The 25,474-nt window shown below is 74.5% G+C and carries 3 protein-coding genes; all 3 read left to right on the top strand.

Going from position 1 to position 25,474, the window contains the following annotated elements; all coding sequences use genetic code 11:
- The 3 genes from TR46_RS30765 to TR46_RS30750 are packed head-to-tail and all read left to right on the top strand — an operon-like array spanning position 1 to position 25,462.
- Positions 1-6,654 (top strand): non-ribosomal peptide synthetase, encoded by a 6,654-nt coding sequence (locus TR46_RS30765; protein ID WP_084719084.1) that lies wholly within the window; start codon positions 1-3, stop codon positions 6,652-6,654.
- The gene (locus tag TR46_RS38425) at positions 6,654-24,233 is read left to right on the top strand and encodes a non-ribosomal peptide synthetase (protein WP_052433231.1); all 17,580 of its coding nucleotides are present in this window, start codon (positions 6,654-6,656) and stop codon (positions 24,231-24,233) included. Before TR46_RS30765 ends, TR46_RS38425 begins: the two co-directional genes overlap by 1 nt.
- A complete protein-coding gene (locus TR46_RS30750; RefSeq protein WP_236655589.1) occupies positions 24,230-25,462 on the top strand; it encodes a cytochrome P450 in 1,233 nt (410 codons plus the stop codon). Before TR46_RS38425 ends, TR46_RS30750 begins: the two co-directional genes overlap by 4 nt.
- Positions 25,463-25,474 lie beyond the last annotated feature (12 nt).

The following is a 25,474-nucleotide window of genomic DNA, read 5'->3' as shown; positions in this document are numbered from 1 at the left end:
ATGGTCGCTTTGTGCTCGTTCCATGACACAGGGATACCGGCGGCGACAATTCCTGGGCTCTTCGAGCAACAGGTCGTCGCGGCACCGGACGCTGTGGCACTGGTGTTCCGCGAGGAGTCGCTGACCTACGGGGAACTGGACGCGCGGGCCAACCGGCTGGCCCGGCTCCTGGTGGAGCGCGGCGTGGGGCCCGAATCGGTGGTGGGCGTGGCCCTGCGGCGGTCGCCCGAGCTGTGGGTGGCGGTCCTGGCGGTACTGAAGGCCGGCGGCGCGTACCTGCCGATGGACGCCGCCCACCCGGCCGACCGGCTGCTGTACATGGTCGAGGACTCCGGCGCCCGCCTGGTCCTGGCGGACGCGGAGACCGACGCGCAACTACCGCTGCTGCCCTGCCCGGTGGTGCTGCTGGACAGCCCCGGGACCGCCGCCGGGGCGGCCGGGCACGCCGACACCCCGCTCACCGGGACGGACCCGACCCGACCGGGCCACCCGGCCGGGGCCGCCTACGTGATCTACACCTCGGGGTCCACCGGAAGGCCCAAGGGAGTCGTGGTCACGCACCGCGGACTGGCCGCCCTCCTCGACACCCACATCGACCGGCTGAAGGTGACCGCGGGCAGCCGCGTGCTGCAGTTCGCCTCGCCGAGCTTCGACGCCTCGGTGTGGGAGATGTGCATGGGCCTGCTGTCCGGGGCCACCCTGGTGCTGGCCGGCAAGGAGCAGCTGGCCCCCGGGGAGCCGGTGGCCGCGACCATCGCCGAGCACGGGGTCACCCACGTCACCCTGCCGCCGCCGGTGCTGGCCACCGTCGCGCCCGGCGCACTGTCGAGCGTGCAGGTGCTGGTGGTCGCCGGCGACGCCACCACGCCCGAACTGGTGTCGCTCTGGTCGACCGGGCGGCGGATGATCAACGCCTACGGGCCGACGGAGACCACCGTGTGCGCCACCATGAGCGCACCGCTGACCGCCGACGGCGGCACCCCGCCGATCGGCCGGTCGATCACCGACACCCGGGTGTACGTGCTGGACGACCGGCTCCGCCCGGCCCCGGCCGGGGTGACCGGCGAGCTCTACGTCGCCGGCGCCTCGCTGGCCCGCGGCTACCTGGGCCGCCCGGACCTGACCGCGCAGCGGTTCGTGGCCTGCCCGTTCGACGCCCCCGGCGGCCTGATGTACCGCACCGGCGACCTGGTGGCCGCCGCGCCCGGCGGCGACCTGGTCTTCCACGGGCGCGCGGACACCCAGGTCAAGATCGGCGGCATCCGGATCGAACCCCTGGAGATCGAGGCCGTCCTGAGCGGCCATCCCGGCGTGGCGGACGCGGCGGTGGTCGTGCGCGACGGCCGCACCGGCAAGCAGCTGGTGGCCTATGTGGTCCCGGCCGTCCAGGAGACCGCCGGCCGCGCGGCGGGCGGGGGGCAGGGGACCGCCTACGGCAGCATCGCGCTCGACTCCGGCTTCGCCGTCGCCGAGCTGCGCTCCTTCGCCGCCCGGCACCTGCCGGAGTCCATGGTCCCCGCGGCGTTCGTGCTGCTGGACCGGCTGCCGCTGACTCCGAACGGCAAGCTGGACAAGGCCGCCCTGCCGGAGCCCGCGTCCAGGGGCGCGGCCTACCGGGCGCCGCGCACCCCACAGGAGGAGCTGCTGGCCGGCCTGTTCGCGGAGACGCTCGGGCTGGACCGGGTCGGCATCGACGACGACTTCTTCGTCCTGGGCGGCGACAGCATCAAGTCCCTGCAGATCGCCTCCTGGGCGCGGACGCAGGGCGTGGTGGTCAGCGACCGGGAGATCTTCAAGCACCGGACCGTCGCCGGGATCGCCGAGGCGGCGGCCGGCCGCGAGCCGGGCGCCGGGGCCGCGCCGGTGCTGGAGGAGCTGGACGGCGGCGGCACCGGATGGCTGCCGCTGCTGCCGGTGGCACGCTGGATCAAGGACTGGGGGCCGGGATTCGACCGGTTCCTGCAGGCGATGGTGCTGGAGCTGCCCGCGGACATCACCGGGCCCGGCCTGGCCGGCGCCCTCGCGGCGGTCCTGGATCACCACGACCTGCTGCGCTCGCGCCTGCTGCCCGGCGACGAGGGCATGGTGGTCGGCGCTCCGGGGTCGGTGGCCGTGGAACCGCTGCTCCGCCACGTCGAGTGCGCCGGGGGCTGGGACGCGGAGCCCGGCTCGGCGGCCGCGGAGTCCTGGCGCGCCCTGCTGCTGGACGAGTTGGAGCAGGCGGCGCGGCGGCTGGACCCGGCCGCGGGCGTCATGGCCGGGTTCGTCCGGTTCCACGCGGCCGGTCCCGGCGGGGCCGGGCGGCTGCTGGTCGTACTGCACCACCTGGTCGTGGACGGGGTCTCCTGGCGGGTACTGATGCCCGACCTGGCCGACGCCTGGCGCCAGGTCAGGGCGGGCAAGGAGCCGGAGCTGGCTCCGGTCGCCACCTCGGTGCGGCGCTGGGCGCACGCACTGGTGGACGAGGCGTCCCGGCCCTCGCGGGTCGCGGAGCTGGACCTGTGGGAGTCGATCGTCGAACACGACGACCCGCTGCTCGGGGCGCGGCCGCTGGACCCCGCCGTGGACGTGCGGTCCACCGTGCGCGCAGCGGACGTCCGGCTGTCGGCGCAGGTCACCGAGGCCCTGCTGACCCGGCTGCCGGCCGCGTACCGGGGCGGGGTCAACGACGGGCTGCTGGCCGGGCTGGCCCTGGCGCTGGCGCGCTGGCGGCGCCGCCGCGGCGTCGACGAGGCCGCCGCGCTGGTCCGGCTGGAGGGCCACGGACGGGAGGAGGGCGCCGCGCCCGGCGCCGACCTGTCCCGCACCGTGGGCTGGTTCACCAGCGCGTTCCCGGTGCGCCTCGACCTCACCGGGGTGGACCTGGACGACGCCTTCGGCGGCGGACCGGCCGCGGGCGAGGCCGTCAAGCGGGTCAAGGAGCATCTGCGGGCCGTTCCGGACAAGGGCGTCGGCTACGGACTGCTGCGGCATCTGAACCCGAACACCGCCGCGGTGCTGGAGCAGTACCCGATCGGGCAGGTCGGCTTCAACTACCTGGGCCGCTTCTCCGCCGCGGCGGACATGCCGGAGGAGCTGCGGGGGCTGGGCTTCACCCAGGCCCCCGAGGCGGCGGCGATGCCGGAGCTGGCCGAGCTGGACGCCGCCCAGGACCCGCGGATGCCCGCGCCGGCCCATCTGGACATCAACGCCACGGTCTCCGACACCCCGGCGGGCCCCCGGCTGAACGCCCGGTTCAGCGCCCCCGAGGGGGTGCTCTCCGCGGAGGAGGTGCGGGAGCTGGCGGACCTGTGGGCCACCGCGGTCGAGGGCCTCGCCCGGCATGCGGCCGACCCCGGCGCGGGCGGCCTCACCCCGTCTGACGTACCGCTGGTGTCGGTCCGCCAGAGCGAGATCGACGCATGGCAGAAACGTTTCCCCACGCTCAGCGACATCTGGCCCACCACCCCGCTGCAGTCCGGCCTGCTGTTCCACTCCACCCTGGACGAGGCCTCGTTCGACGCCTACCAGGTGCAGTACGCGCTGCGCCTCGCCGGTCCGGTGGACCCGGACCGGCTGCGGACCGCGGCGCAGCGGGTGCTGGACCGGCACCCCAGCCTGCGGACCGCGTTCGTGTACGACGCCGAGGGGGCCCTGGTCCAGCTGGTGCTGGAGGACCTGCGGATGCCCTGGCACTACCTCGACCTGGGCGGCCTCGGCGACGCCGAGCGCGACACGGCCTTCGAGCGCTTCCTGGCCGAGGACCTGGCCGCCCACTTCGACCGGCTCCGGCCGCCGCTGCTGCGGATGTCCCTGCTGCGGATGGGCCCGGAGGCGTACGAGCTCGTGCTGACGGCCCATCATGTGCTGTTCGACGGCTGGTCGGTACCGCTGCTGATGCAGGACCTGCTGCGGTTCTACGGCGCGGACGGGGGCGCCCCGGCGCTGCCGCGTCCCCCGGAGTACCGGGAGTTCCTGGCCTGGCTCTCCCGGCAGGACCCGGAGGAGTCCGCCCGGGTCTGGCGCGAGGAGCTCGGCGGGGTGGACCGGCCGACGCTGCTCCGCCCGGCCCTGGCCGCTCCGCCGGCGGGGGCGGCCGGGGAGGCCGCGGACGACGCCGGGGCGGTCGCGGACGACGGCGCGGTGATGAGCCAGGCCGAGGTCCCGCTGTCCCCCGGGACCGCCCGTGAGCTGTTCCGGACCGCGAGCGGGCTGGGGGTCACCCTGAACACCGTGGTGCAGGGGGCCTGGGCGGTGCTGCTGGGCCGGCTCACCGGCCGTCAGGACGTGGTGTTCGCCTCCACCGTCGCGGGCAGGCCGCCCGCCGTCCCCGGTGTCGACTCCATGGTCGGCATGTTCCTCAACAGCCTGCCGGTCCGGGTGCGGTACACCCACGGGGAGACCCTCGCCGAGCTGCTGACCGGGCTGCAGGACCGGCAGGGCGCGCTCAAGGACCACCACCACTACGGCCTGGGCGACATCCAGGCGGCGACCGGGCTGGACGCCCTCTTCGACACCATCATCGGCTTCGAGTCCTTCCCGATGGACCGCGCCGGCATAGTCGAGGCGAGCCGGGAGGCCGGGATCTCGATCACCGGCATCCGCTCCTTCACCGCCAGCCACTACCCGGTCAGCGTGCTGGTCTTCATCGAGCCCGACCGCATGCGGCTGATCGTGCAGTACCGGCGGACCGTCCTCGCCCCCGCCGCGGCGGAGGCCGTCGCCGAACGCTTCGGCCTGGTGCTGCGGCAGCTCGCCGCGGACACCGGCCGCCGTGCGGGCGCGGTGGAGGTGCTGGAGCCGGCGGAACGGGACCTGCTGCTACGGACGTTCGAGGGGCCGTCGGCGGACGCCGCCGAGGCGACGGTGACCGGCCTGTTCGAGCGGCGGGCCGCCGCCGAGCCGGACGCGGTGGCCGTGGTGTCGGACGACGGCGTGCGGCTGAGCTACCGTCAGCTCGACGAGCGGGCCGAGCGGCTGGCCCTGGGCCTGGTCCGGCGCGGCGTCGGCCCCGAGACACCGGTGGTCGTGGCACTGCCCCGGTCCGCGGACCGGGTGGTCGCGCTGCTCGCGGTGCTGAAGGCCGGCGGCTGCTGCGTACCGGTCGACCCGGGGCATCCGGCCCCGGGGCTGGAACGGGTCCTGCGGGACGCGCGGCCGCTGCTCGTGCTCACCGGCCCGGGGACCGCGGCGGCCCTGCCGGACCGCGGCGTCCCCGTGCTGACGCCCGACCGGCTCGCGGCGGAGGCGGACCGCCCCGGCGGCACGGACCGGGCGGCGGCGCCGCGGCCGGAGGGCCTCGCCTTCCTCGCCTACCCGGGCGGCGGCTACGGCGGCGGCTCGGAGGGCGTGGCGGTCAGCCACCGCGCCGCGGCCGACCGGCTGCCGGGACTGGCCGAGCTGCTGTCCGCCGCCCCCGGCACCCCCGCCCTGGCGGGGGCCGGGACCGACGCCTGGGTGGATTGCCTGGAGACCTTCGCCGCACTGTGCTCGGGCGGCGGCGTCCGGACGGCCGGCGACCCCCTCGACGGGGACGTCACCGGGGAGACCGCCGGACAGGCCGGCGGAGTGGTCGGCACCACCGCCTCGGCCGTCGCCGAACTGCTCGACCGGGGGACCGGGAAGGTCCGCGCGGACGCCCTGGTGTTCACCGGGGAGCCGCTCCCGGCCGCGCTGGCGCGGCGGATCCGGGCGGCCGTCCCCGGGACGCGCCTGGTCACCCTGCACGGCCCGGCCGAGACCGGCTTCGCCACGGCGTCCACCGTGCCGGACGGCACCGGTCCGGCGGACGACGGCGGCCTGGCGCTGGGGGCCCCACTGCCGAACACCCGGGTGTACGTCCTCGGCACGGCGCTCACCCCGGTGCCGCCCGGCGCGGTCGGTGAGCTGTACGTCGCGGGCAGCACGTCGGCCCGCGGCTACTGGGGCGACGGCGGCCGCACCGCGGCGCGCTTCGTCGCCGACCCCTTCGGTCCCCCGGGGTCGCGGATGGTCCGCACCGGGGACCTGGTCCGCTGGGGCGCCGACGGCCGGATCGAGCAACTGGGCAGCGGCGGCACGGACGTGACGGTCCGCGGCATGCGGTTCGACCCGGCCGCGGTCGAGGCGGTCCTGGCCGGGTACCCCGGGGTGGCCGGGGCGGCCGTGGCCGCCCTCCCCGGCCGCGGGCCCGGCGGGACCGCGCAGCTGGCGGGCTACCTGGTGCCCGCCGAGCCGTCCGGTCCCGACACCGGCCCCGACACCCGCCCCGACGAGCTGCGCGGCTTCCTCGCACGGCAGCTGCCGGGGCCCATGGTGCCCTCGGTGTTCACCGTGCTGGACCGGCTGCCGCTGCGGCCGGACGGCAGTCCGGACCGCTCGGCGCTGCCCGAGCCGGAGTCGGTCGGCCGTGCCTACCGGGCGCCGCGCACCCCGCAGGAGGTGATCCTCTGCGAGCTGCTGGCCGAGGTGCTCGGGGTGGAGCGGGTCGGCCTGGACGACGACTTCTTCGAACTCGGCGGCAACTCCCTGCTGGCGACCCGGCTGACCAGCCGGATCCGCAAGGTGCTCGGCGTGAACGTGCCGCTGCGGGCGGTCTTCGAGTCCCACCTCATTTCAGAGCTTTCGAGCACGGTCAGAAACGCAGGCACGTCGAGCCAGCCTCGACTGCGCAAGATGGACAGGAGTGGACAGTAATGATCCCGTTGTCGTTCGCACAGCGCAGGCTGTGGTTCATCGACCGGTTCGAGGGCCCTTCGGCGACGTACAACGTCCCGTTCCTCCTGCGGTTGACCGGTGAGCTGGACCAGGACGCGCTGCGGTCGGCGGTATGCGACGTCGTGGCACGGCACGAGAGCCTGCGCACCCTCATCGCGATGGACGACCAGGGCGTGCCCTCGCAGCGGGTGCTCCCGGTGGACGAGGCACTGCTCGACGTCCCGCTGGTGGAGGTGGAGCCCGGCGCGCTGGACGACGCCGTCCTGGAGGCGACCCGGCACGCGTTCGACCTGGCCGCGGAGATCCCGGTGCGGGCGACGCTGCTGCGCTCCGGACCGCGGGAGCACGTCCTGGTGCTGCTGGTCCACCACATCGCCAGTGACGGCGAGTCGATGCTGCCGCTGTCGCGGGACCTGGCCACCGCGTACACCGCCCGGGTGCAGGGCGAGCCGCCGCAGTGGCCCGACCTGCCGGTGCAGTACGTCGACTACACGCTGTGGCAGCGGGAGCTGCTCGGCGACGAGAACGACCCGGACAGTGTGGTCTCCGCCCAGGTCGGCTACTGGCGCGACGAGCTGCACGGGGTGCCGCAGCCGCTGCGGCTGCCGACGGACCGCCCCCGCCCCCCGGTGGCCAGCCACCGCGGCGACATGGTGGGCTTCCCGATCGACGCCGGGCTGCTGGCCGACGCCGAGCGGATGGCCCGGGAGCGGGACATGTCGGTCCCGATGGTGTTCCAGGCGGCCCTGGCGGTCGTGCTGCAGCACCTGGGCGCCGGCCAGGACATCGCCATCGGGTCCACGATCGCGGGCCGCACCGACGACGAACTCGCGGACCTGGTGGGCTTCTTCGTCAACACCTGGGTGCTGCGCACCGACCTGTCCTCGACCCCGACCTTCGACCAGGTGCTGCAGCAGGTGCGGCAGAAGGCGCTGGCGGCCTACGACAACCAGGACGCCCCGTTCGAGCACCTGGTGGAGGTCCTGAACCCGGAGCGGTCGACGGCCTACCATCCGATGTTCCAGGTGATGTTCACCTGGGAGAGCGACTCCAGGATCGACCTCGACCTGCCGGGCCTGGAGCAGGCGCGACTGGAGCTGCTCTCCACCTCCACCGCCAAGTTCGACCTGGAGTTCAACTACTTCTCGGACCCCGACGGTCCGGGCATGCAGTGCTACCTGGAGTACGCCACCGACCTGTTCGACCGCTCCACGGCGGAGGCCGTGACCGCGCGCTACCTGCGGGTGCTGCGCGAGGTGGTGGCCCGCCCGGACCGGCCGGTCGCCCTGGCGCCGGTGCTGGACGCGGCGGAGCGGGACACCATCGTCCGGGAGTTCAACGACACCGCGGCGCCGGTGCCCGGGCTGACGGTCCCGCAGCTGTTCGAGCGGCAGGCCGCGGCCACCCCGGACGCGGTGGCGGTGGAGTGCGACGGCGAGTCGGTGACCTACCGCGAGCTCGACGAGCGGTCCTCCCGGCTGGCGCGGGTGCTGGCCGGGCGGGGGGTGGGCCCCGAGGACCTGGTGGGCGTCGCCCTGCCGCGCACGGTCGAGCTGGTGACCGGGCTGCTCGGGGTGCTGAAGGCGGGCGGCGCCTATGTGCCGATCGACCCGCGCTACCCGAGCCGGCGCCTGGACGTCATCCTCGCCGAGGCCTCGCCCCGGCTGGTCCTGACCGACGCGCGGACCGCGGGGGTGCTCCCGGACGCCGGGATCCCGCACCTGTACCTGGACGAGGACCTGTACCTGGACGAGGCCGGCGCCGGATCGGCGCCGCTCGCCGCGGCCCGGCCGGCCCGGACCGCCTACGTGATGTACACCTCCGGTTCCACCGGGACCCCGAAGGGCGTCGCGGTCACCCACGCCACCGTGGTGAACGACGTCCTCGGACTGGCGTCCGCGATCGGCGTGGGCGCCGGCACCCGGGTGCTGGCCGGCACCTCGGTCAACTTCGACGTGTCGGTGTTCGAGCTGTTCGCCACCCTGTGCTCCGGCGGCACGGTCGAGCTGGTGCGCGACATCCTGGTGCTCGGCGAACGCGACGGTTGGACCGGCGGCGTGATCAGCACCGTTCCCTCCGTCTTCGCGAAGCTGCTGGACCAGGTGCGCGGCCGGATCAGCGTCGACACCGTCGTGTTCGCGGGCGAGGCGCTGCCCGAGTCCCTGGTGGCCCGGGTCCGCGAGGCCCTGCCCGGCGTACGGGTGGTCAACGCCTACGGGCAGACCGAGAGCTTCTACGCCAGCACCTTCGTGCTGGAGCCCGGCGACGACCGGACCGGCGCCGGCAGCGCCCCGATCGGCTCCCCGCTGGGGAACGTCCGCGCCTACGTGCTGGGCGCGGGACTGCTGCCGGTCCCGGTCGGCGTGGCCGGCGAGCTGTACGTGGCCGGCGAGGTCGCCCGCGGCTACCACGGCCGCCCCGACCTGACCGCGGACCGCTTCGTCGCCGACCCGTTCGGGCCGGCCGGGTCGCGGATGTACCGCACCGGCGACCTGGCCCGCTGGAACGCCGACGGGCAGCTGGAGTACGCGGGCCGCGACGACGTGCAGCTGAAGGTGCGCGGCTTCCGGATCGAGCCCGGCGAGGTCGAGTCGGTCCTGACCGCCCATCCCGGCGTGGCCCAGGCCGTGGTGACGGTCCGTGAGGGCCGCGGCGGCAGCCGGCAGCTGGTCGGCTACGTCGTCCCGGTGGAGGCCGACGAGAGCGGCCTCGGCAGCGTGAGCAGCCTGGGCGACCTCGACGTCGACCTGACCATCGGCCTGTCGGTGCGCGAGCTGCGCCGCTTCGCCGTCGGCCGGCTGCCCGAGTTCATGGTCCCCTCGGTGTTCACGCTGCTCGGCCGGCTGCCGCTGGCCCCCAACGGCAAGCTGGACCTGGCCGCCCTGCCCGAGCCCGACCTCAGCGTCGGCGAGTACCGGGCCCCGGCCACCGCCGCGGAAGAGGTCCTCGCCTCGGTCTACGCCGAGGTGCTCGGCCTGGACCGGGTCGGCGTCGACGACGACTTCTTCACCGTCGGCGGCGACTCCATCCGCTCCATCCAGGTCGTCTCCCGCGCCCGGCTCCAGGGTGTGGAGGTCACCCCGCGGCAGATCTTCGAGCACCGGACCGTCGCCGAGCTGGCCACCGTCGCGGTGGGCGGCGAGGCCGCCGCCGGCCCGGTGCTGGCGGAGCTGGAGGGCGGCGGCACCGGTGCCCAGCCGCTCCTGCCGATCGGCCACTACCTGCGTGAACTCGGCGCGGGCCGGGACCGGTTCGCCATGTCCGCGGTGGTCGACCTGCCCGCGGGCATCGACCGCGAGGGCCTGGTCGCCACCCTGGCCGCGGTGCTGGACCACCACGACATCCTGCGCTCCCGGCTGGTCACCGCCGACGACGGCGGCCTGCTGGTCGCCCCGGCCGGCTCGGTCGACACCGCGGCGCTGCTGCGCCGGGTCGAGTGCGACGGGAGCTGGGACGAGCAGTGGCACCGCACCGCCGCCGCCGAGCTGGACGCGGCGACCGGCCGGCTGGACGCCGAGGCCGGCACGATGGCCCAGTTCGTCTGGTTCGACGCCGCGCACGGCGCCGGCCGCCTGGTCGTGGTGCTGCACCACTTCGTGGTCGACGGGGTCTCCTGGCGCATCCTGCTGCCGGACCTCGCCGCGGCCTGGGAGCAGATCGCCCAGGGCCGTGCCCCGGAGCTGCCCGCGGTCGCCACCTCGGCCCGCCGCTGGGCGCACGCCCTGGTGGAGCAGGCGTCGGCGCCCGAACGGGTCGCCGAACTCCCGCTCTGGCGCTCGGTGGTCTCCGGCCCCGACCCGCTGCTGGGCGGCCGCGAGCTGGACCCGGCCGTCGACACGGCCTCCACCGTCGAGCACACCTGGCTGCGGCTGCCGGTCGCGGTCACCGAGAGCCTGCTGACCACCCTGCCCGCCGCGTTCAGAGGCGGTGTCAACGACGGCCTGCTGGCCGCGCTGGCCCTGGCCGTCGCCAAGTGGCGCCGGGACCGCGGCGTCGAGGAGTCCTCCGCGCTGGTCCGCCTGGAGGGCCACGGCCGCGAGGAGCAGATCGCCCCCGGCGCCGACCTCTCCCGCACCGTCGGCTGGTTCACCACCATGTTCCCGGTCCGCCTGGACCTGGCCGGGGTCGACCTGGACGAGGCCCTGGCCGGCGGCGCCGCCGCCGGCGCGGCCGTCAAGGCGGTCAAGGAGCAGTTGCTCGCGCTGCCCGACAAGGGCATCGGCTACGGCCTGCTGCGCTACCTCAACCCCGGCACCGCCGAGGTGCTGCGCAGGTACCCGACCGGCCAGATCGGCTTCAACTACCTGGGCCGCTTCTCCGCCGCCGACGCGCCCGGGCAGCTGCGCGGCCTGGGCTTCACCCGCTCCGAGGGCACCGGCGAGCTGATCGCCGCCCTCAACCCGCGGATGCCCGCGCTCTCGGTGCTGGACGTGACCGCGCTGGTCACCGACACCGAGCAGGGCCCGGAGCTGGCCGCCAGGATCGGCTTCCCGGCCGGCCTGCTCGCGTCCGCGGACGTGGAGGAGTTCGCCGCGCTGTGGGCCTCCGCGCTGGAGGCCCTGGCCCGGCACGCGGCCGCGCCCGGCGCCGGCGGACTGACCCCTTCGGACGTGCCGCTGGTCCCGGTGTCCCAGCACGACCTGGACGGCTGGGCGGACCGCTACCCCGGCCTCACCGACGTCTGGCCGCTGACCACCATGCAGTCCGGGCTGCTGTTCCACGCCATGCTGGCCGGCTCCACCTTCGACGCCTACCAGATGCAGCTCGTCTTCCACCTCTCCGGCACGGTCGACCCGGCCCGGATGCGGGCGGCCGGCCAGGCGCTGCTCGACCGGTACGACAACCTGCGGGCCGCCTTCGTGTTCGACGCGGCCGGGGACCGGGTGCAGGTCGTCCAGAAGCACGTCGACCTCCCCTGGCAGTACCTGGACCTCAGCGGCTTCGGCCAGGAGGGGCGCGACGAGGCGCTCCGGCGGTTCCTGGCCGAGGACCACGGCACCCACTTCGACCTGTCCAGGGCCCCGCTGGTGCGGATGTCCCTGGTGATGCTGGCCCCGGACCGCTGGGAGCTCGTCTTCACCGCCCACCACGTGCTCTTCGACGGCTGGTCGGTCCCGCTGCTGATGCAGGACCTGCTGCGGCTGTACGGCTCGGCCGGCGACGCGTCGGCCCTGCCGCGGCCCTCCGGGTACCGCGACTTCCTGGTCTGGCTGTCGGGGCAGGACCGCGCGGAGTCCGCGCGGGCCTGGGCCGGGGAGCTCGCCGGGATCGAGGCGCCCACGCTGATCGCCGCCGACGCCGCTTCCGGGTCCGACCCGGCCGGCATCGGCCAGATCGACATCCCGCTGAGCGCGGACGCCGCCCGTGACCTGGGCCGCCGCGCCGCCGAGCTCGGGCTCACCCTCAACACCCTGGTCCAGGGGACCTGGGCGCTGCTGCTCGCCGGGCTGACCGGGCGTCAGGACGTGGTGTTCGGCGCCACCGTCTCCGGCCGCCCGCCGGTGGTGCCCGGTGTCGACTCGATGGTCGGACTGTTCATCAACACCCTCCCGGTGCGGGTGGACTGCGGCCCCGCGGGCACCCTGCGGGACCTCCTCACCGACCTGCAGAACCGGCAGAGCGCGCTGCTCGACCACCACCACCAGGGACTGCTCGACCTGCACCGGTCGACCGGGCTCAACGTGCTGTTCGACACCCTCGTCGGCTTCGAGTCGTACCCGATCGACGGGGTCGCCATCACCGAGGCCAACTCGGCCGCGGGCATCTCGGTGACCGGCATCAGCCCGCTCAGCGGCGCCCACTACCCGCTGGTCGTGATGGCCTTCGCCGACCCGCACCTGCGGGTGGCGCTGCAGTACCAGCACCACCTCTTCGACCCCGACACCATCCAGGGCATCGCCGCCCGCTTCGCGCGGATCCTGCAGCAGCTGGTGACCGACCCGGACACGGCGGTGGGCGCGGTGTCGGTGCTGGAGCCGGCCGAGCGGGACCGGCTGCTCAGCGGGTTCAACGACACGGCGGTGCCGGCCCCGCGGCGGAGCGTCCCCGGACTCTTCGAGGAGCAGGCCGCCGCCACCCCGGACGCCCCCGCCGTGGTCTTCGGCGGCCGCACCCTCCGCTACCGCGAGCTGGACCGCCGGGCGAACCGGCTGGCCCGGGTGCTCGCCGCGCAGGGCGTGGGCCGCGAGTCCGTGGTGGGCGTGGCCCTGCCGCGGTCGGCGGAGTCGGTCGTCGCCCTGCTGGCGGTGCTCAAGGCCGGTGGCTGCTACCTGCCGGTGGACCCGGACTACCCGGCCGAGCGCATCGGCTTCATGCTCGCCGACGCCCGTCCCGCCCTGCTGCTGACCGACTCCGGCACCGTCGCCGACCTGCCCGCCGGCGACTGCCGCTACCTGGTGCTGGACGACCCCGCCACGGAGTCCGCGGTCGCCGCGGCCCCGGCGGAGCCGCTGCCGGACGACGGCCGGTGGCACCCGGAGCAGCTGGTGTACGTGATGTACACCTCCGGTTCGACCGGGCTGCCCAAGGGCGTCGGCGTCACCCACCGGGCCGTGGTGGGCCTGGCGACGGACCGCAGGTACCGCAACGGCGCCCACGAGCGGGTGCTGGTGCACTCGCCGCAGTCCTTCGACGCCTCCACCTACGAGCTGTGGGCGCCGCTGCTGGGCGGCGGCCTCGCCGTGGTCGCCCCGGCGGGCAAGCTGGACGCGGGCGCGCTGGCCGCCGTGGTCGCCGAGCACCGGGTCACCGCGATGTGGCTGACCGCCGGCCTGTTCAAGGTGGTCGCGGACGAGAACCCGGAGTGCTTCGCCGGCGTGCGCGAGGTCTGGACCGGTGGCGACGTGGTCTCCCCCGCCTCGGCGGCGCGCGCCATGCTGGCCTGCCCCGGTCTGACCGTGGTCGACGGCTACGGCCCGACCGAGACGACGACCTTCGCCACCTGCCACCCCATGGCCTCCCCCGAGGAGGTCGGCGAGGCGGTCCCGATCGGCCGCCCGATGGACAACATGCGGGTCTACGTGCTGGACGCGAGCCTGCGGCCGGTGCCCATCGGCGTGGCCGGCGAGCTGTACATCGCGGGCGCGGGCCTGGCCCGCGGGTACGCCCACCGGGCGGCGCTGACCTCGGAGCGGTTCGTGGCCTGCCCGTTCGGCGGACCCGGCGAGCGGATGTACCGCACCGGCGACGTGGTGGCCTGGGCGCCGGACGGCACCCTGGCCTTCCGGGGCCGGGCCGACACCCAGGTGAAGATCCGCGGCTTCCGGATCGAGCCGGCCGAGGTCGAGACCGCCCTGGTCGCCCACCCCGGCGTGGCGCAGGCCGTGGTCACCTGGAACGAGGACGCCGCCGGCGAGCGGCGCCTGGTCGGCTATGTGGTCCCGAAGGTGGACGCCGCGGACGCCGGCAGCGCCGACACCACCGGCGCCGAGGAGCAGGTCGACGAGTGGGAGCAGATCTACGACGACCTGTACGCCGTCTCGGACGCCGCCTGGGGCGAGGACTTCACCGGCTGGAACTCCAGCTACACCGCCGGGGCGCCCATCGCCCTGGCCGAGATGGCCGTGTGGCGCGACGCCGCGGTGGAGCAGATCACCCGCTGGTCGCCGCGCCGGGTGCTGGAACTCGGCGTCGGCACCGGCCTGCTGATGTCGCAGACCCTCGGCGACGTGGCCGAGTACTGGGGCACCGACATGTCGGGCCCGGTGGTCGAGCGGCTGCGGGTCCAGGTGGAGCAGGCCGGGTTCGGCGACCGGGTGCACCTGCGGCACCAGAACGCCGACGACGTGTCGGGCCTGCCGCGCGAGCACTTCGACCTGGTGGTGGTCAACTCCGTCATCCAGTACTTCCCCGACGCCGAGTACCTGGACCGGGTGCTGGCCGGCGCGCTGGAACTGCTGGCCCCCGGCGGCCGGATCCTGGTCGGCGACGTGCGCAACGCCGCCACGCTGCGGCTGTTCCGCTCCGGCGTCCAGCGGGCGCTGCGGCCCGAGGCCGCGCCGTCGGTGAGCCGGGCCGCGGTGGCCCGGGCGATCCTGATGGAGAAGGAACTGGTCCTGGACCCGGAGTGGTTCACCCGCTGGGCCGAGCGGCACGGCGCGGGCGGCGTCGAGATCCGGCTGAAGGCCGGCCGCCCGCACAACGAGCTGACCCGCCACCGCTACGAGATCGTGCTGCACAAGGCCCCGGTGGCGGCGCTGTCGGTGCTCGACGCCCCGACCCTGCGCTGGGGCGCCCAGGTCGACGACCTGGTCGGGCTGGCGGACCTGGTCCGCGCGCACGGCGACGCCCCGGTGCGGGTCGCCCGCATCCCCAACGCCCGGGTCGCCGAGGAGGTCGAGGCCGCCGTCGCGATGGAGGTGGTCCCCGCACCCGCCGCCTCCGGGCCGGCCCTCGACCCCGAGGACCTGCGCGAGTGGGCCGCCGAGCGCGGCTGGGGCGCGCTGCTGACCTGGTCGGCAGCGGCCGAGTGCTTCGACGCGGTCGTCTTCCCGGCCGGGCTGGACGCCGCCCGCGCCGTCACCGGGGCCTTCGTGCCCTCGGGCCGGCCCGACCGGGTGCTGGCGAACGAGCCCGCCGCGGCGGGCCGGATCGGCACGCTGGTCGGCGCCCTGCGCGGCTACCTGAAGGACCGGCTGCCGGAGCACCTGGTGCCCTCGACGGTGGTGGCGATCGCCGAGGTGCCGCTGACCCCGAACGGGAAGCTGGACCAGAAGGCGCTTCCGGCGCCGGACTTCGCCGGCGCCGCCACCGGCCGGGCCCCGCGCACCCCGCTGGAGGAGGCCCTGTGCGGCCTGTTCGCCGGGGTGCTCGGCCTGGACCGGGTCGGCATCGACGACGACTTCTTCGCCCTGGGCGGGCACTCGCTGCTGGCCACCAGGCTGGTCAGCCGGATCCGCGCGGCCCTGGACGTCGAACTCCCCATCCGGGTGGTGTTCGAGGCCCCCACCGTCGTCGAACTGGTCGGGCACCTCGCCGCCGGAACCCCGGTGCGGGCACCGCTGCGGCGGGCGGCCGAGCGGCCCGAGTCGCTGCCGCTGTCGTTCGCGCAGCGCCGGCTCTGGTTCATCGACCGGTTCGAGGGCCCGTCGTCCACCTACAACGCGCCGTTCCCGCTGCGGCTGACCGGGGCGCTGGACCGCGGTGCGCTGGAGGCCGCGCTGCGCGACGTGGTCGCACGGCACGAGAGCCTGCGCACCCTGATCGTCGAGGACGCCGACTGCGTCCCGTCGCAGCTGGTGCTGCCGGCGGACGAGGCGCAACTGGACTTCAGCGTCGCGGACGTGGCGCCGGAGGGCCTGGCCGACGCCATGGCCGAGGCCGCCGCGCACCCGTTCGACCTCGCCTCGGAGATCCCGGTGCGGGTGAGCCTGCTGCGGCTCGGCGCCGAGGAGCACGTCCTGGTGCTGCTGATCCACCACATCGCCAGCGACGGCTCCTCGATGGCGCCGCTGGCCCGTGACCTCGCCACCGCGTACACCGCCCGCCGGGACGGCGCGGCGCCGCGGTGGGCCGAGCTTCCGGTGCAGTACGCCGACTACACGCTGTGGCAGCGCGAGGTGCTGGGCGACGAGGGCGACGAGGGCAGCCTGCAGGCCGCCCAGGTGCGCTACTGGCGCCAGGAGCTGGCGGCCGTCCCGCAGCCGCTGCGGCTGCCGACCGACCGCCCCCGGCCGCCGGCGGCGTCCCACCGCGGCGAGTCGGTGGAGTTCGCCCTCGCCCCCGAGGTGGTGGCCGCGATCGACGGGCTGGCGCAGCGCCACGGCGCGACCTCGTCGATGGTGCTGCAGTCCGCCCTGGCCGTGCTGCTCCACGCGCTCGGCGGCGGCGACGACCTGACGATCGGTTCGCCGATCGCCAACCGCACCGACGAGGCGCTCACCGAGCTGGTGGGCTTCTTCGTCAACACCTGGGTGCTGCGGGCGGACCTGTCGGGCAACCCCTCGTTCGCCGAGCTGCTCGGCCAGGTCCGCGGCAAGTCGCTGGCCGCCTACGACAACCAGGACGTGCCGTTCGAGCGCCTGGTGGAGGTGCTGAACCCGGCGCGGTCCACCGCCTACTCACCGCTGTTCCAGGTGATGTTCGCCTGGCAGAACTTCGCCCGGAAGGACTTCTCACTGCCGGGGCTGCAGGTGGAGTTCGAGCGGGTCCGCACCGAGACCGCCAAGTTCGACCTGTTCTTCAACATGGCCGACCTGCCCGGCATGGGTGTCATGGGCCAGCTCGAGTACGCCACCGACCTGTTCGACCGGGCGACGGCCCAGCGGATCGCCGACCGCTTCGTGCGCGTCGTCGGCCTGCTGGCCGCCGACCCGGACCGCCGGGTCGGCACGGTCGAGCTGATGGAGCCGGCCGAGCGGGAGCGGGTCCTGCGCACCTTCAACGACACCGCGGCGGCGACGCCCGGGGTGACCGTCGCCGAGCTGGTGGAGCGCCAGGTCGAGGCCACCCCGGACGCGCTCGCGGTGGTGTCCGGCGAGGTGTCGCTGACCTACCGGGAGCTGGACACCAGGGCCAACCGGCTGGCGCGGGAGCTGGCCGGGCTCGGCGTCGGGGCGGAGACGGTGGTGGGGATCGCCCTGCCGCGCTCCGCGGACCTGCTGGTCGCCCTGCTCGGCGTGCTGAAGGCCGGCGGCGCCTACCTGCCGATCGACCCGCGGTACCCGAGCCGGCGGCTGGAGCACATCCTCTCCGACGCGCGGCCCCAACTGGTGCTGACGGACGGGGAGACCGCGCACGTGCTGGCCGGTTCCGAGGTCCCGCAGGTGCACCTCGGCGACCTCGACCTGGGCGGCGGCGCGGACGGCTCGTCCTTCGGCGCCGCGGACCGGGTGGCCCCGCTGCTGCCGGACAACGCCGCTTACGTGATGTACACCTCCGGCTCGACCGGGCTGCCCAAGGGCGTCACCGTCACCCACGGCAACGTGGTCAACGGGGTGCTGCGGCTGGCCGCGTCGGTGGGGATCGGGTCCGGCACCCGGGTGCTGGCCGGCGCCTCGGTCAACTTCGACGTGTCGGTGTTCGAGATCTTCACCGCGCTGACCGCGGGCGGCACCGTCGAGCTGGAGCGCGACGTGCTGGTGATCGGGGAGCGCGGCGGCTGGGACGGCGGCGTGATCAGCACGGTGCCCTCGGTCTTCGCCGAACTGCTCGACCAGACGGTCGGCACGATCACCGCGGACGCCGTGGTGTTCGCCGGCGAGGCGCTGCCCGACGCCCTGGTGCGGCGGGTGCGCGAGGCGATCCCGGGAGTCCGGGTGGTCAACGCCTACGGGCAGACCGAGAGCTTCTACGCCAGCACCTTCGCGCTGTCCGCGGACGACCGGTGGACCGGCGCGCACACCGCCCCGATCGGGGCGCCGCTGGGCAACATGCGCGCCTACGTCCTGGGCGCGGGCCTGGTGCCCGCGCCGGTGGGCGCCGTGGGCGAGCTCTACGTGGCGGGCAATGTGTCCCGCGGCTACCACGGCCGCGGGGTGCTGACCTCCGAGCGGTTCGTCGCCGACCCGTTCGGGGCGGCCGGCTCGCGGATGTACCGCACCGGCGACCTGGCCCGCTGGAACGACGACGGGCAGCTGGAGTACCTGGGCCGCGACGACGAGCAGCTGAAGATCCGCGGGTTCCGCATCGAGCCCGGCGAGGTCGAGGCCGCGCTGACCGCGCACCCCGGCGTGGAGCAGGCGGTGGTGACCGGTCAGCCGGTCCCCGGCGGCGGCACCCGGCTGGTGGGCTATGTCGTCGGCGCCCCGGACTCCGGCGGCGAGGTCGACGCCCAGGGTCGGTTCGAGGCCGACATGACCTCCGGGATCAGCATGCGGGAGCTGCGCCGCTTCATCAGCTCGCGGCTGCCCGAGTTCATGGTCCCCGCGGTGCTGGTGCCGCTGGACCGGCTGCCGCTGGCCCCCAACGGCAAGCTCGACCGGGCCGCGCTGCCCGCTCCGGCCTTCACCGGCGGGACCTACCGGGCCCCGCAGGGCCGGACCGAGGAGGTCCTCGCGGGGGTCTACTCCGAGGTGCTCGGGGTGGACCAGGTCGGCGCCGACGACGACTTCTTCGCCATCGGCGGCGACTCGATCCGCTCGATCCAGATCGTCTCCCGCGCCAAGGCGCACGGCGTCGTGGTCAACGCGCGGCAGATCTTCGAGCTGCGGACGGTGGCCGAACTGGCCGCCGCCGCGGGCAGCCAGAGCCTGGAGCCCGTCCTGGCCGAGCTCGACGGCGGCGGCACCGGCTCCATGCCGCTGCCCCCGATCGCCCGGTACATGCTCGACCTCGGCGGAGGCTTCAACCGCTTCTCGATGTCCGCGGCGCTCGACCTCCCGCAGGGGATCGACGAGGCCGGCCTCACCGCGGTGCTCGCCGCGGTGCTCGACCACCACGACGTCCTGCGCTCGCGCCTGGTCCGCGCGGACGGCGGCAGCCTGGAGATCAGCGCTCCCGGCACGGTCGACCCGGCCGCGCTGCTGCGGCGGGTGGACTGCGGCGGCAGCTGGGACGCGCGGTGGCTGGAGTCGGCCAAGGCCGAACTGGACGCCGCCACCGGCCGGCTCGACCCGGCCGCCGGGACGATGGCCCAGTTCGTCTGGTTCGCCCCGGAGCGGGGCGCCGGCCGGCTGCTGGTGGTCCTGCACCACCTGGTGGTCGACGGCGTGTCCTGGCGCATCCTGGTCCCGGACTTCGCGGCGGCCTGGGAGCAGATCCGGGTGGGCGCCGCCCCGAGCCTGCCGGCCACCGGCACCTCGGCCCGGCGCTGGGCGCACGCGCTGCTCGACGAGGCGTCGGACGCCGACCGCATCGGCGAGCTGTCGCGCTGGTCCGAGCTGTTGGACTGCGACGACCCGCTGCTCGGCGCCCGGGCGCTGGACCCGGCCGTGGACGTGATGTCCACCGTGGACTCGGTCTCGCTGGAGCTGTCCCAGGAGGTGACCGAGGGACTGCTGACTGCGGTGCCCGCGGCCTTCCACGGCGGCGTCAACGACGGCCTGCTGGCCGGCCTCGCGCTCGCCGTGTCGCGCTGGCGCGCGGACCGGGGCGTCCGGTCGTCCTCGACCCTGATCAAGCTGGAGGGCCACGGCCGTGAGGAGCAGGTGGTGCCCGGCGCCGACCTCTCCCGCACGGTGGGCTGGTTCACCAGCCTGTTCCCGGTGCGGCTGGACGTCGACGGGTTCGACGTCGAGGAGGCGCTGGCGGGCGGTGCCGCCGCGGGCGGCGTGGTCAAGGCGGTGAAGGAGCAGCTGCTGGCCGTCCCCGACAAGGGTGTGGGCTACGGTCTGCTGCGCTACCTCAACCCGTCCACCGCCGCCGAGCTCGACTGGCGTCCGGTGCCGCAGATCTCGTTCAACTACCTGGGCCGGGTGGCCGCGGGCGGTCCGGCCGAGCAGCGCGGGGGTCTCGGCTGGACGCTGGCCGCGGACGCCCTGGGACTGGCCGCGGAGCTGGACGCCGACATGCCGGCGCTGGCGTCGGTGGAGGTGAGCGCCTATGTCACCGACACCGCCGAGGGGCCCCGGTTCAACGCCAGGGTCGCCTTCCCGACCGGTCTGCTGTCCCGCTCCGAGGTGCAGCAGCTGGCCGACCTGTGGGGCACCGCGCTGGAGGGCCTGGCCCGCCACGCGGCGGCGCCCGGCGCCGGCGGCCTGACCCCCTCCGACGTGCCGCTGGTGCGGATGCAGCAGAGCGAGATCGAGGGCTGGGAGCAGCAGTACCCGGGCCTGGTCGACATCTGGCCGCTGGCCCCGCTCCAGTTCGGCCTGCTCTTCGAGACCATGCGCCTGGAGGAGAACGCCTTCGACCCGCACATCGTGCAGGTGGCCTTCCACGTCAAGGGCGAGATCGACACCGCCCGGATGCGGGTGGCGGCGCAGGCGCTGCTGGACCGGTACGCCAACCTGCGCACCGCGTTCGTCACCGATGCCAACGGCGACCTGACCCAGCTGGTGCTGGACCGGGTGGAGCTGCCGTGGCGGGTGGCCGACCTGCGCGAACTCGGGGACGCGGAGAGGGAGGCGGAGCTGGAGCGGATCCTCGCCGACGACCACTACACCCTGTTCGACCCGGCCCGGCCCCCGATGCTGCGGGCCAGCCTGGCCCTGCTGGGCCCGGACCGCTCGGAACTGATCCTGACGGTCCATCACGCGGTCTTCGACGGCTGGTCGTTCCCGCTGCTGGTGCGCGACCTCGCGCAGCTGTACGCGGCCGAGGGCGACGGCGCCCTGCTGGAGCGGGTGCCCGAGTACCGGGAGTTCCTGCGCTGGCTGGCCCGGCGCGACGACGAGGCGGCCGCCGCGGCCTGGGCCGAGGAGATGGACGGCGTCAGCGAGCCGACCATGCTCGCCACCGAGGTCCTGGAGGACCAGGACGACGCCCGGGTCGGCCAGGTCGACATCCCGCTGCCGCTGGACGAGGCCCGGGTGCTGAAGCAGCGCGCCGCCGAGCTCGGGGTGTCGATGAGCACCCTGGTCCAGGGCGTCTGGTCGGTGATCATCGGTCAGCTGACCGGACGTCAGGACGTGCTCTTCGGCACCACCGTCTCCGGCCGGACCCCGGAGGTCCCCGGGATCGACCGGATGGTGGGCCTGTTCGTGAACTCGCTGCCGATCCGGTCGCGGTTCGCGCCCAGCGACACCCTCGCCGACGTGCTGCGCAACCTGCAGCGCCGGCAGACGAAGCTGCTGGACCACCACCACTTCGGGCTGCACCGCATTCAGCGCGGCACCGGCCTGAAGGAGCTGTTCAACACCATCGTGCTGTTCCAGTCCTTCCCGGTGGACCGGGAGGGCATCGGCGAGGCCAACACCGCCGCGGGCCTGTCGTTCAGCGGCATCCGCCCGTCCGCGGGCGCCGCCTACCTGGTGGGCCTCGCGGCCGACGCCGAGCCGTACCTGCGGATGATCCTGCAGTACCAGCGGCAGGCCATCAGCCAGGAGTCGGTGCAGCGGATCGCGGACCGCGTCCTGGTGGTGCTGCGCCAGCTGGCCGCCGACCCGGAACTCCCGGTGGGCGCGCTGGACGTGCTGGGGCAGGACGAGCGCGACCAGGTCCTGGCCGCCTTCAACCGGACGGAGGTGCCGACCCCGGCGCTCACCCTCCCGCAGCTGTTCGAGCAGCGGGTCGCCGCGGCGCCGGACGCGGTCGCGGTGGTCTTCGAGGACGAGTCGGTCACCTACGGCGAACTGGACGCGCGGGCCAACCGGCTGGCGCGGGCACTGATCGGGCGCGGGGTCGGACCGGAGACGGTCGTCGGCGTGGCGCTGCGGCGGTCGCCGCAGTGGTGCGCCGCGGTCCTCGCGGTGATGAAGGCCGGCGGGGCGTACCTGCCGCTGGACCCGAAGTACCCGGCCGACCGGCTCAGCTACATGGTGGAGGACTCGGCGGCGGGACTGATCCTGGTCGACGAGGACACCGCGGCCCGGCTGCCCGAGCTGCCGGCCACCGTGCTGCGCCTGGACGACCCGGAGTTCGCCGCCGCCGTCGCCGAGGCACCGCCCGCGGCGCCTGCCGACGCCGACCGGTCCGGCCGGCTCTCGGTGGCCAACACCGCCTACGTCATCTACACCTCTGGCTCCACCGGCAGGCCGAAGGGGGTGGCGGTGACCCACACCGGGTTCGCCAACGTGGTCGCGGTGATCACCGAGCGGCTGGGGGTGGACACCGACAGCCGGGTGCTGCAGTTCGCCTCGCCGAGCTTCGACATCTCGGTCGGCGAGATGTGCATGTCCCTGTTCGCGGGGGGCGCGCTGGTGATGGCGGACGCCGAACAGCTCGCCCCGGGACTCCCGCTGGCCGAGACCGTCGACGCCCACCGGGTGACCCACGCGATCCTGACGCCGACGGTGCTCACCGCGCTGCCGGCGGGCTCGCTGTCCACCGTCCGGTCGCTGATGGTGGCCGGTGAGGCGGCCTCGCCCGAGCTGGTGGCCACCTGGTCGGCCGGGCGCCGGATGTTCAACGGCTACGGCCCGACGGAGACCACCGTCGGTGTGACGGTGAGCGAGCTCACCGCCGACGGCCGGGTGCCGATCGGCCGGCCCATCCGCAACACCAGGGCCTATGTGCTGGACACCGCGCTGCGGCCGGTCCTGCCGGGGGTGGCCGGGGAGCTGTACCTCGCGGGCGCGGGCCTGACCCGCGGCTACCTGGGCCGCCCGGAGCTCACCGGGCAGCGGTTCGTGGCCTGCCCGTTCGGCGGCCCCGGCGAGCGGATGTACCGCACCGGCGACCTGGTGGTGTGGACCCCGGACGGCGAGCTGGAGTTCCTGGGCCGCGCGGACAGCCAGATCAAGATCCGCGGCTTCCGGGTCGAGCTCGGCGAGATCGAGGCCGCACTGACCGCCCACCCGGGCGTCGACCAGGCCGTGGTGGTCGCCCGGGACAACCGGGCCGGCGAGAAGCAGTTGGTCGCCTATGTCATCCCGGCGCAGGACGGGGCCCCGGCCGTCGAGGAGCTGCGCGGGCACCTGTCCGGCCGCCTGCCGGAGCACATGGTCCCGGCGGCCTTCGTCACCCTGGAGCAGCTCCCGCTCACCCCGAACGGGAAGCTGGACCGCAACGCGCTGCCGGACCCGGAGTACTCCGGCTCCGACTACCGCGCGCCGCGCAACCCGCTGGAGGCCAAGCTCGCGGAGCTGTTCGCCGAGGCGCTCGAACTGGAGCAGGTCGGCATCGACGACGACTTCTTCGACCTGGGCGGCCACTCGCTGCGGGTGACCCGGCTGATCAGCCGGATCCGCGCGGTGCTCGGCATCAAGATCCCGATCCGGGTGATGTTCCGCACCACCACCGTGGCGAAGCTCTCCGAGTACCTGGAGTCGCAGCAGCAGGCCAGCCAGGCCCCGGTCTTCAGCGACCCCTTCGCGGCCGTGCTGCCGATGCGGACCGAGGGGTCGAAGGCCCCGCTGTGGTTCGTCCACCCGGGGGTCGGGCTCTGCTGGTCCTACGTCGGCCTGGCCCAACTGCTGGGCGACCGCCCGGTGTACGGCATCCAGGCCCGGGGCTTCGACGGCACCGGCCGGGCCGGGACCACCCAGGAGATGCTCGACGACTACCTGGAGCAGATCCTGGCGGTCCAGCCGGACGGCCCGTTCCACTTCGTCGGGCACTCCACCGGCGGCACCTACGCCCACGCGCTCGCCGCCGAACTGCGCCGGCGCGGGCACGAGGTGGCGCTGCTGGCCCTGATGGACTGCCCGCCCAGCGGGTGGTTCCGGAACATCGAGGACCCGGTGAACATGCCGGAGGTCCGCGAGTTCTTCAAGGAGTTCTTCATCGGCTCCGGGGTGGAGGAGGACCACGAGGCGCTGGTGGAGAACGGCAGCCAGCTCTTCAAGGCGCACTCGGAGATGCTGCTGGAGTTCGACTCGCCGGTCTACGACGGCGACGCGGTGTTCTTCAACGCGACGCAGAACCCGGACGACTCCTACGCCGCGGTCTGGGCCCCGCACATCAGCGGGGCGATCCACGAGTACGACATCGACTCCACCCACATGGGCCTGCCGAAGGCCGGTCCCGCGGCCGAGATCGCCCGCATCGTCAACCTCCACCTCGAGGGAGCTGAACAGTGACCGGCACAGCCATCGGCACGGACGAGCAGAGGGCCGCGGCCCTCGCCGACCGCCTGGGCATCAACCCGGACTTCTTCTGGCTGCGCGGGCGCAGGCCCGCGCACCCGGTCGAGGTCAACGAGTACGACGTCGTCGACGTGTACGGGTACAAGGAGGTGCTGGAGGTCTTCGGCAACCCGGGGACGTTCTCCAGTGACGTCGCCGAGCTGATCGTGGGCGACGCGGAGATCGACCCGGAGTTCAGCGACGGCACCCTGCTGCAGTCCGACCCCCCGGAGCACACCAAGCTGCGCAAGATCATCAGCAAGGCGTTCACCCGGGGCACGGTCGCGGCCCTGGAGCCGCGGATGGTCGAGATCACCCACGAGCTGCTGGACGCGGTGGCCGGCCAGGACCGCATCGAGATGGTGAACGACCTCTCCTACCCGATGCCGATCATCGTCATCTCCGAGCTGCTCGGGGTGCCGAAGAGCGACCGCGACCTGTTCAAGGGCTGGGTGGACCGGATGGCCCACAGCGCGGTCGCCCTCACCTCGGGCGACCACGACCTGGACGACGACGTGGACGCCCAGGCCGCCATGCGCGTGGTCCCGGAGATGTTCGCCTACCTGCGCGAGCACGCCGCCGAACGCCGGGTCAAGCCGCGCGAGGACCTGCTGACCAAGCTGGTCGAGGCGGAGGTCGACGGGGAGCGGCTGAGCGACAACGCGGTGGTGAACTTCGCCAACGAGCTGCTCGTCGTCGGCCACGCCACCACCAGCGCGCTGCTCGGGAACACGCTGCTGTGCCTGGACGCGTACCCGGAGCACCTGGCCGCGGTGCGCGCGGACCCGGCCCTGACGCCGGGTCTGGTCGAGGAGTCGCTGCGCTACCTGAGCCCGATCGCGACGGCCTACAAGGCCTGCGTGGCCAGGACCGAGCTGGCCGGCGTCACGGTGCACCCGGGGCAGCTGGTGGCCATCTCGCTCTCGGCGGCCAACCGGGACGAGCGCCAGTTCGACCGCCCGCAGCTGTTCGACCCGTACCGCGACCCCAACCCGCACATCGCCTTCGGCCGGGGCATCCACTTCTGCCTCGGCGCGCCGCTGGCGCGGATGGAGGGCCGGATCGCTACGGACATCCTGCTGGACCGCTTCCCGCTGCTGCGGACGGACCCGGACAAGCCGCCGACCTTCCTGCCGCTGCCGCACGTCATCTCCACCTCGGAGCTCCCGCTCCTCGTCCGATGAGCGGCGTCCGAT

The sequence above is a fragment of the Streptacidiphilus carbonis genome (assembly GCF_000787775.1).
Classification (GTDB): domain Bacteria; phylum Actinomycetota; class Actinomycetes; order Streptomycetales; family Streptomycetaceae; genus Streptacidiphilus; species Streptacidiphilus carbonis.
The sequence above is the reverse complement of the archived record's forward strand: the minus strand, read 5'-3'. Positions and strand labels throughout refer to the sequence as shown.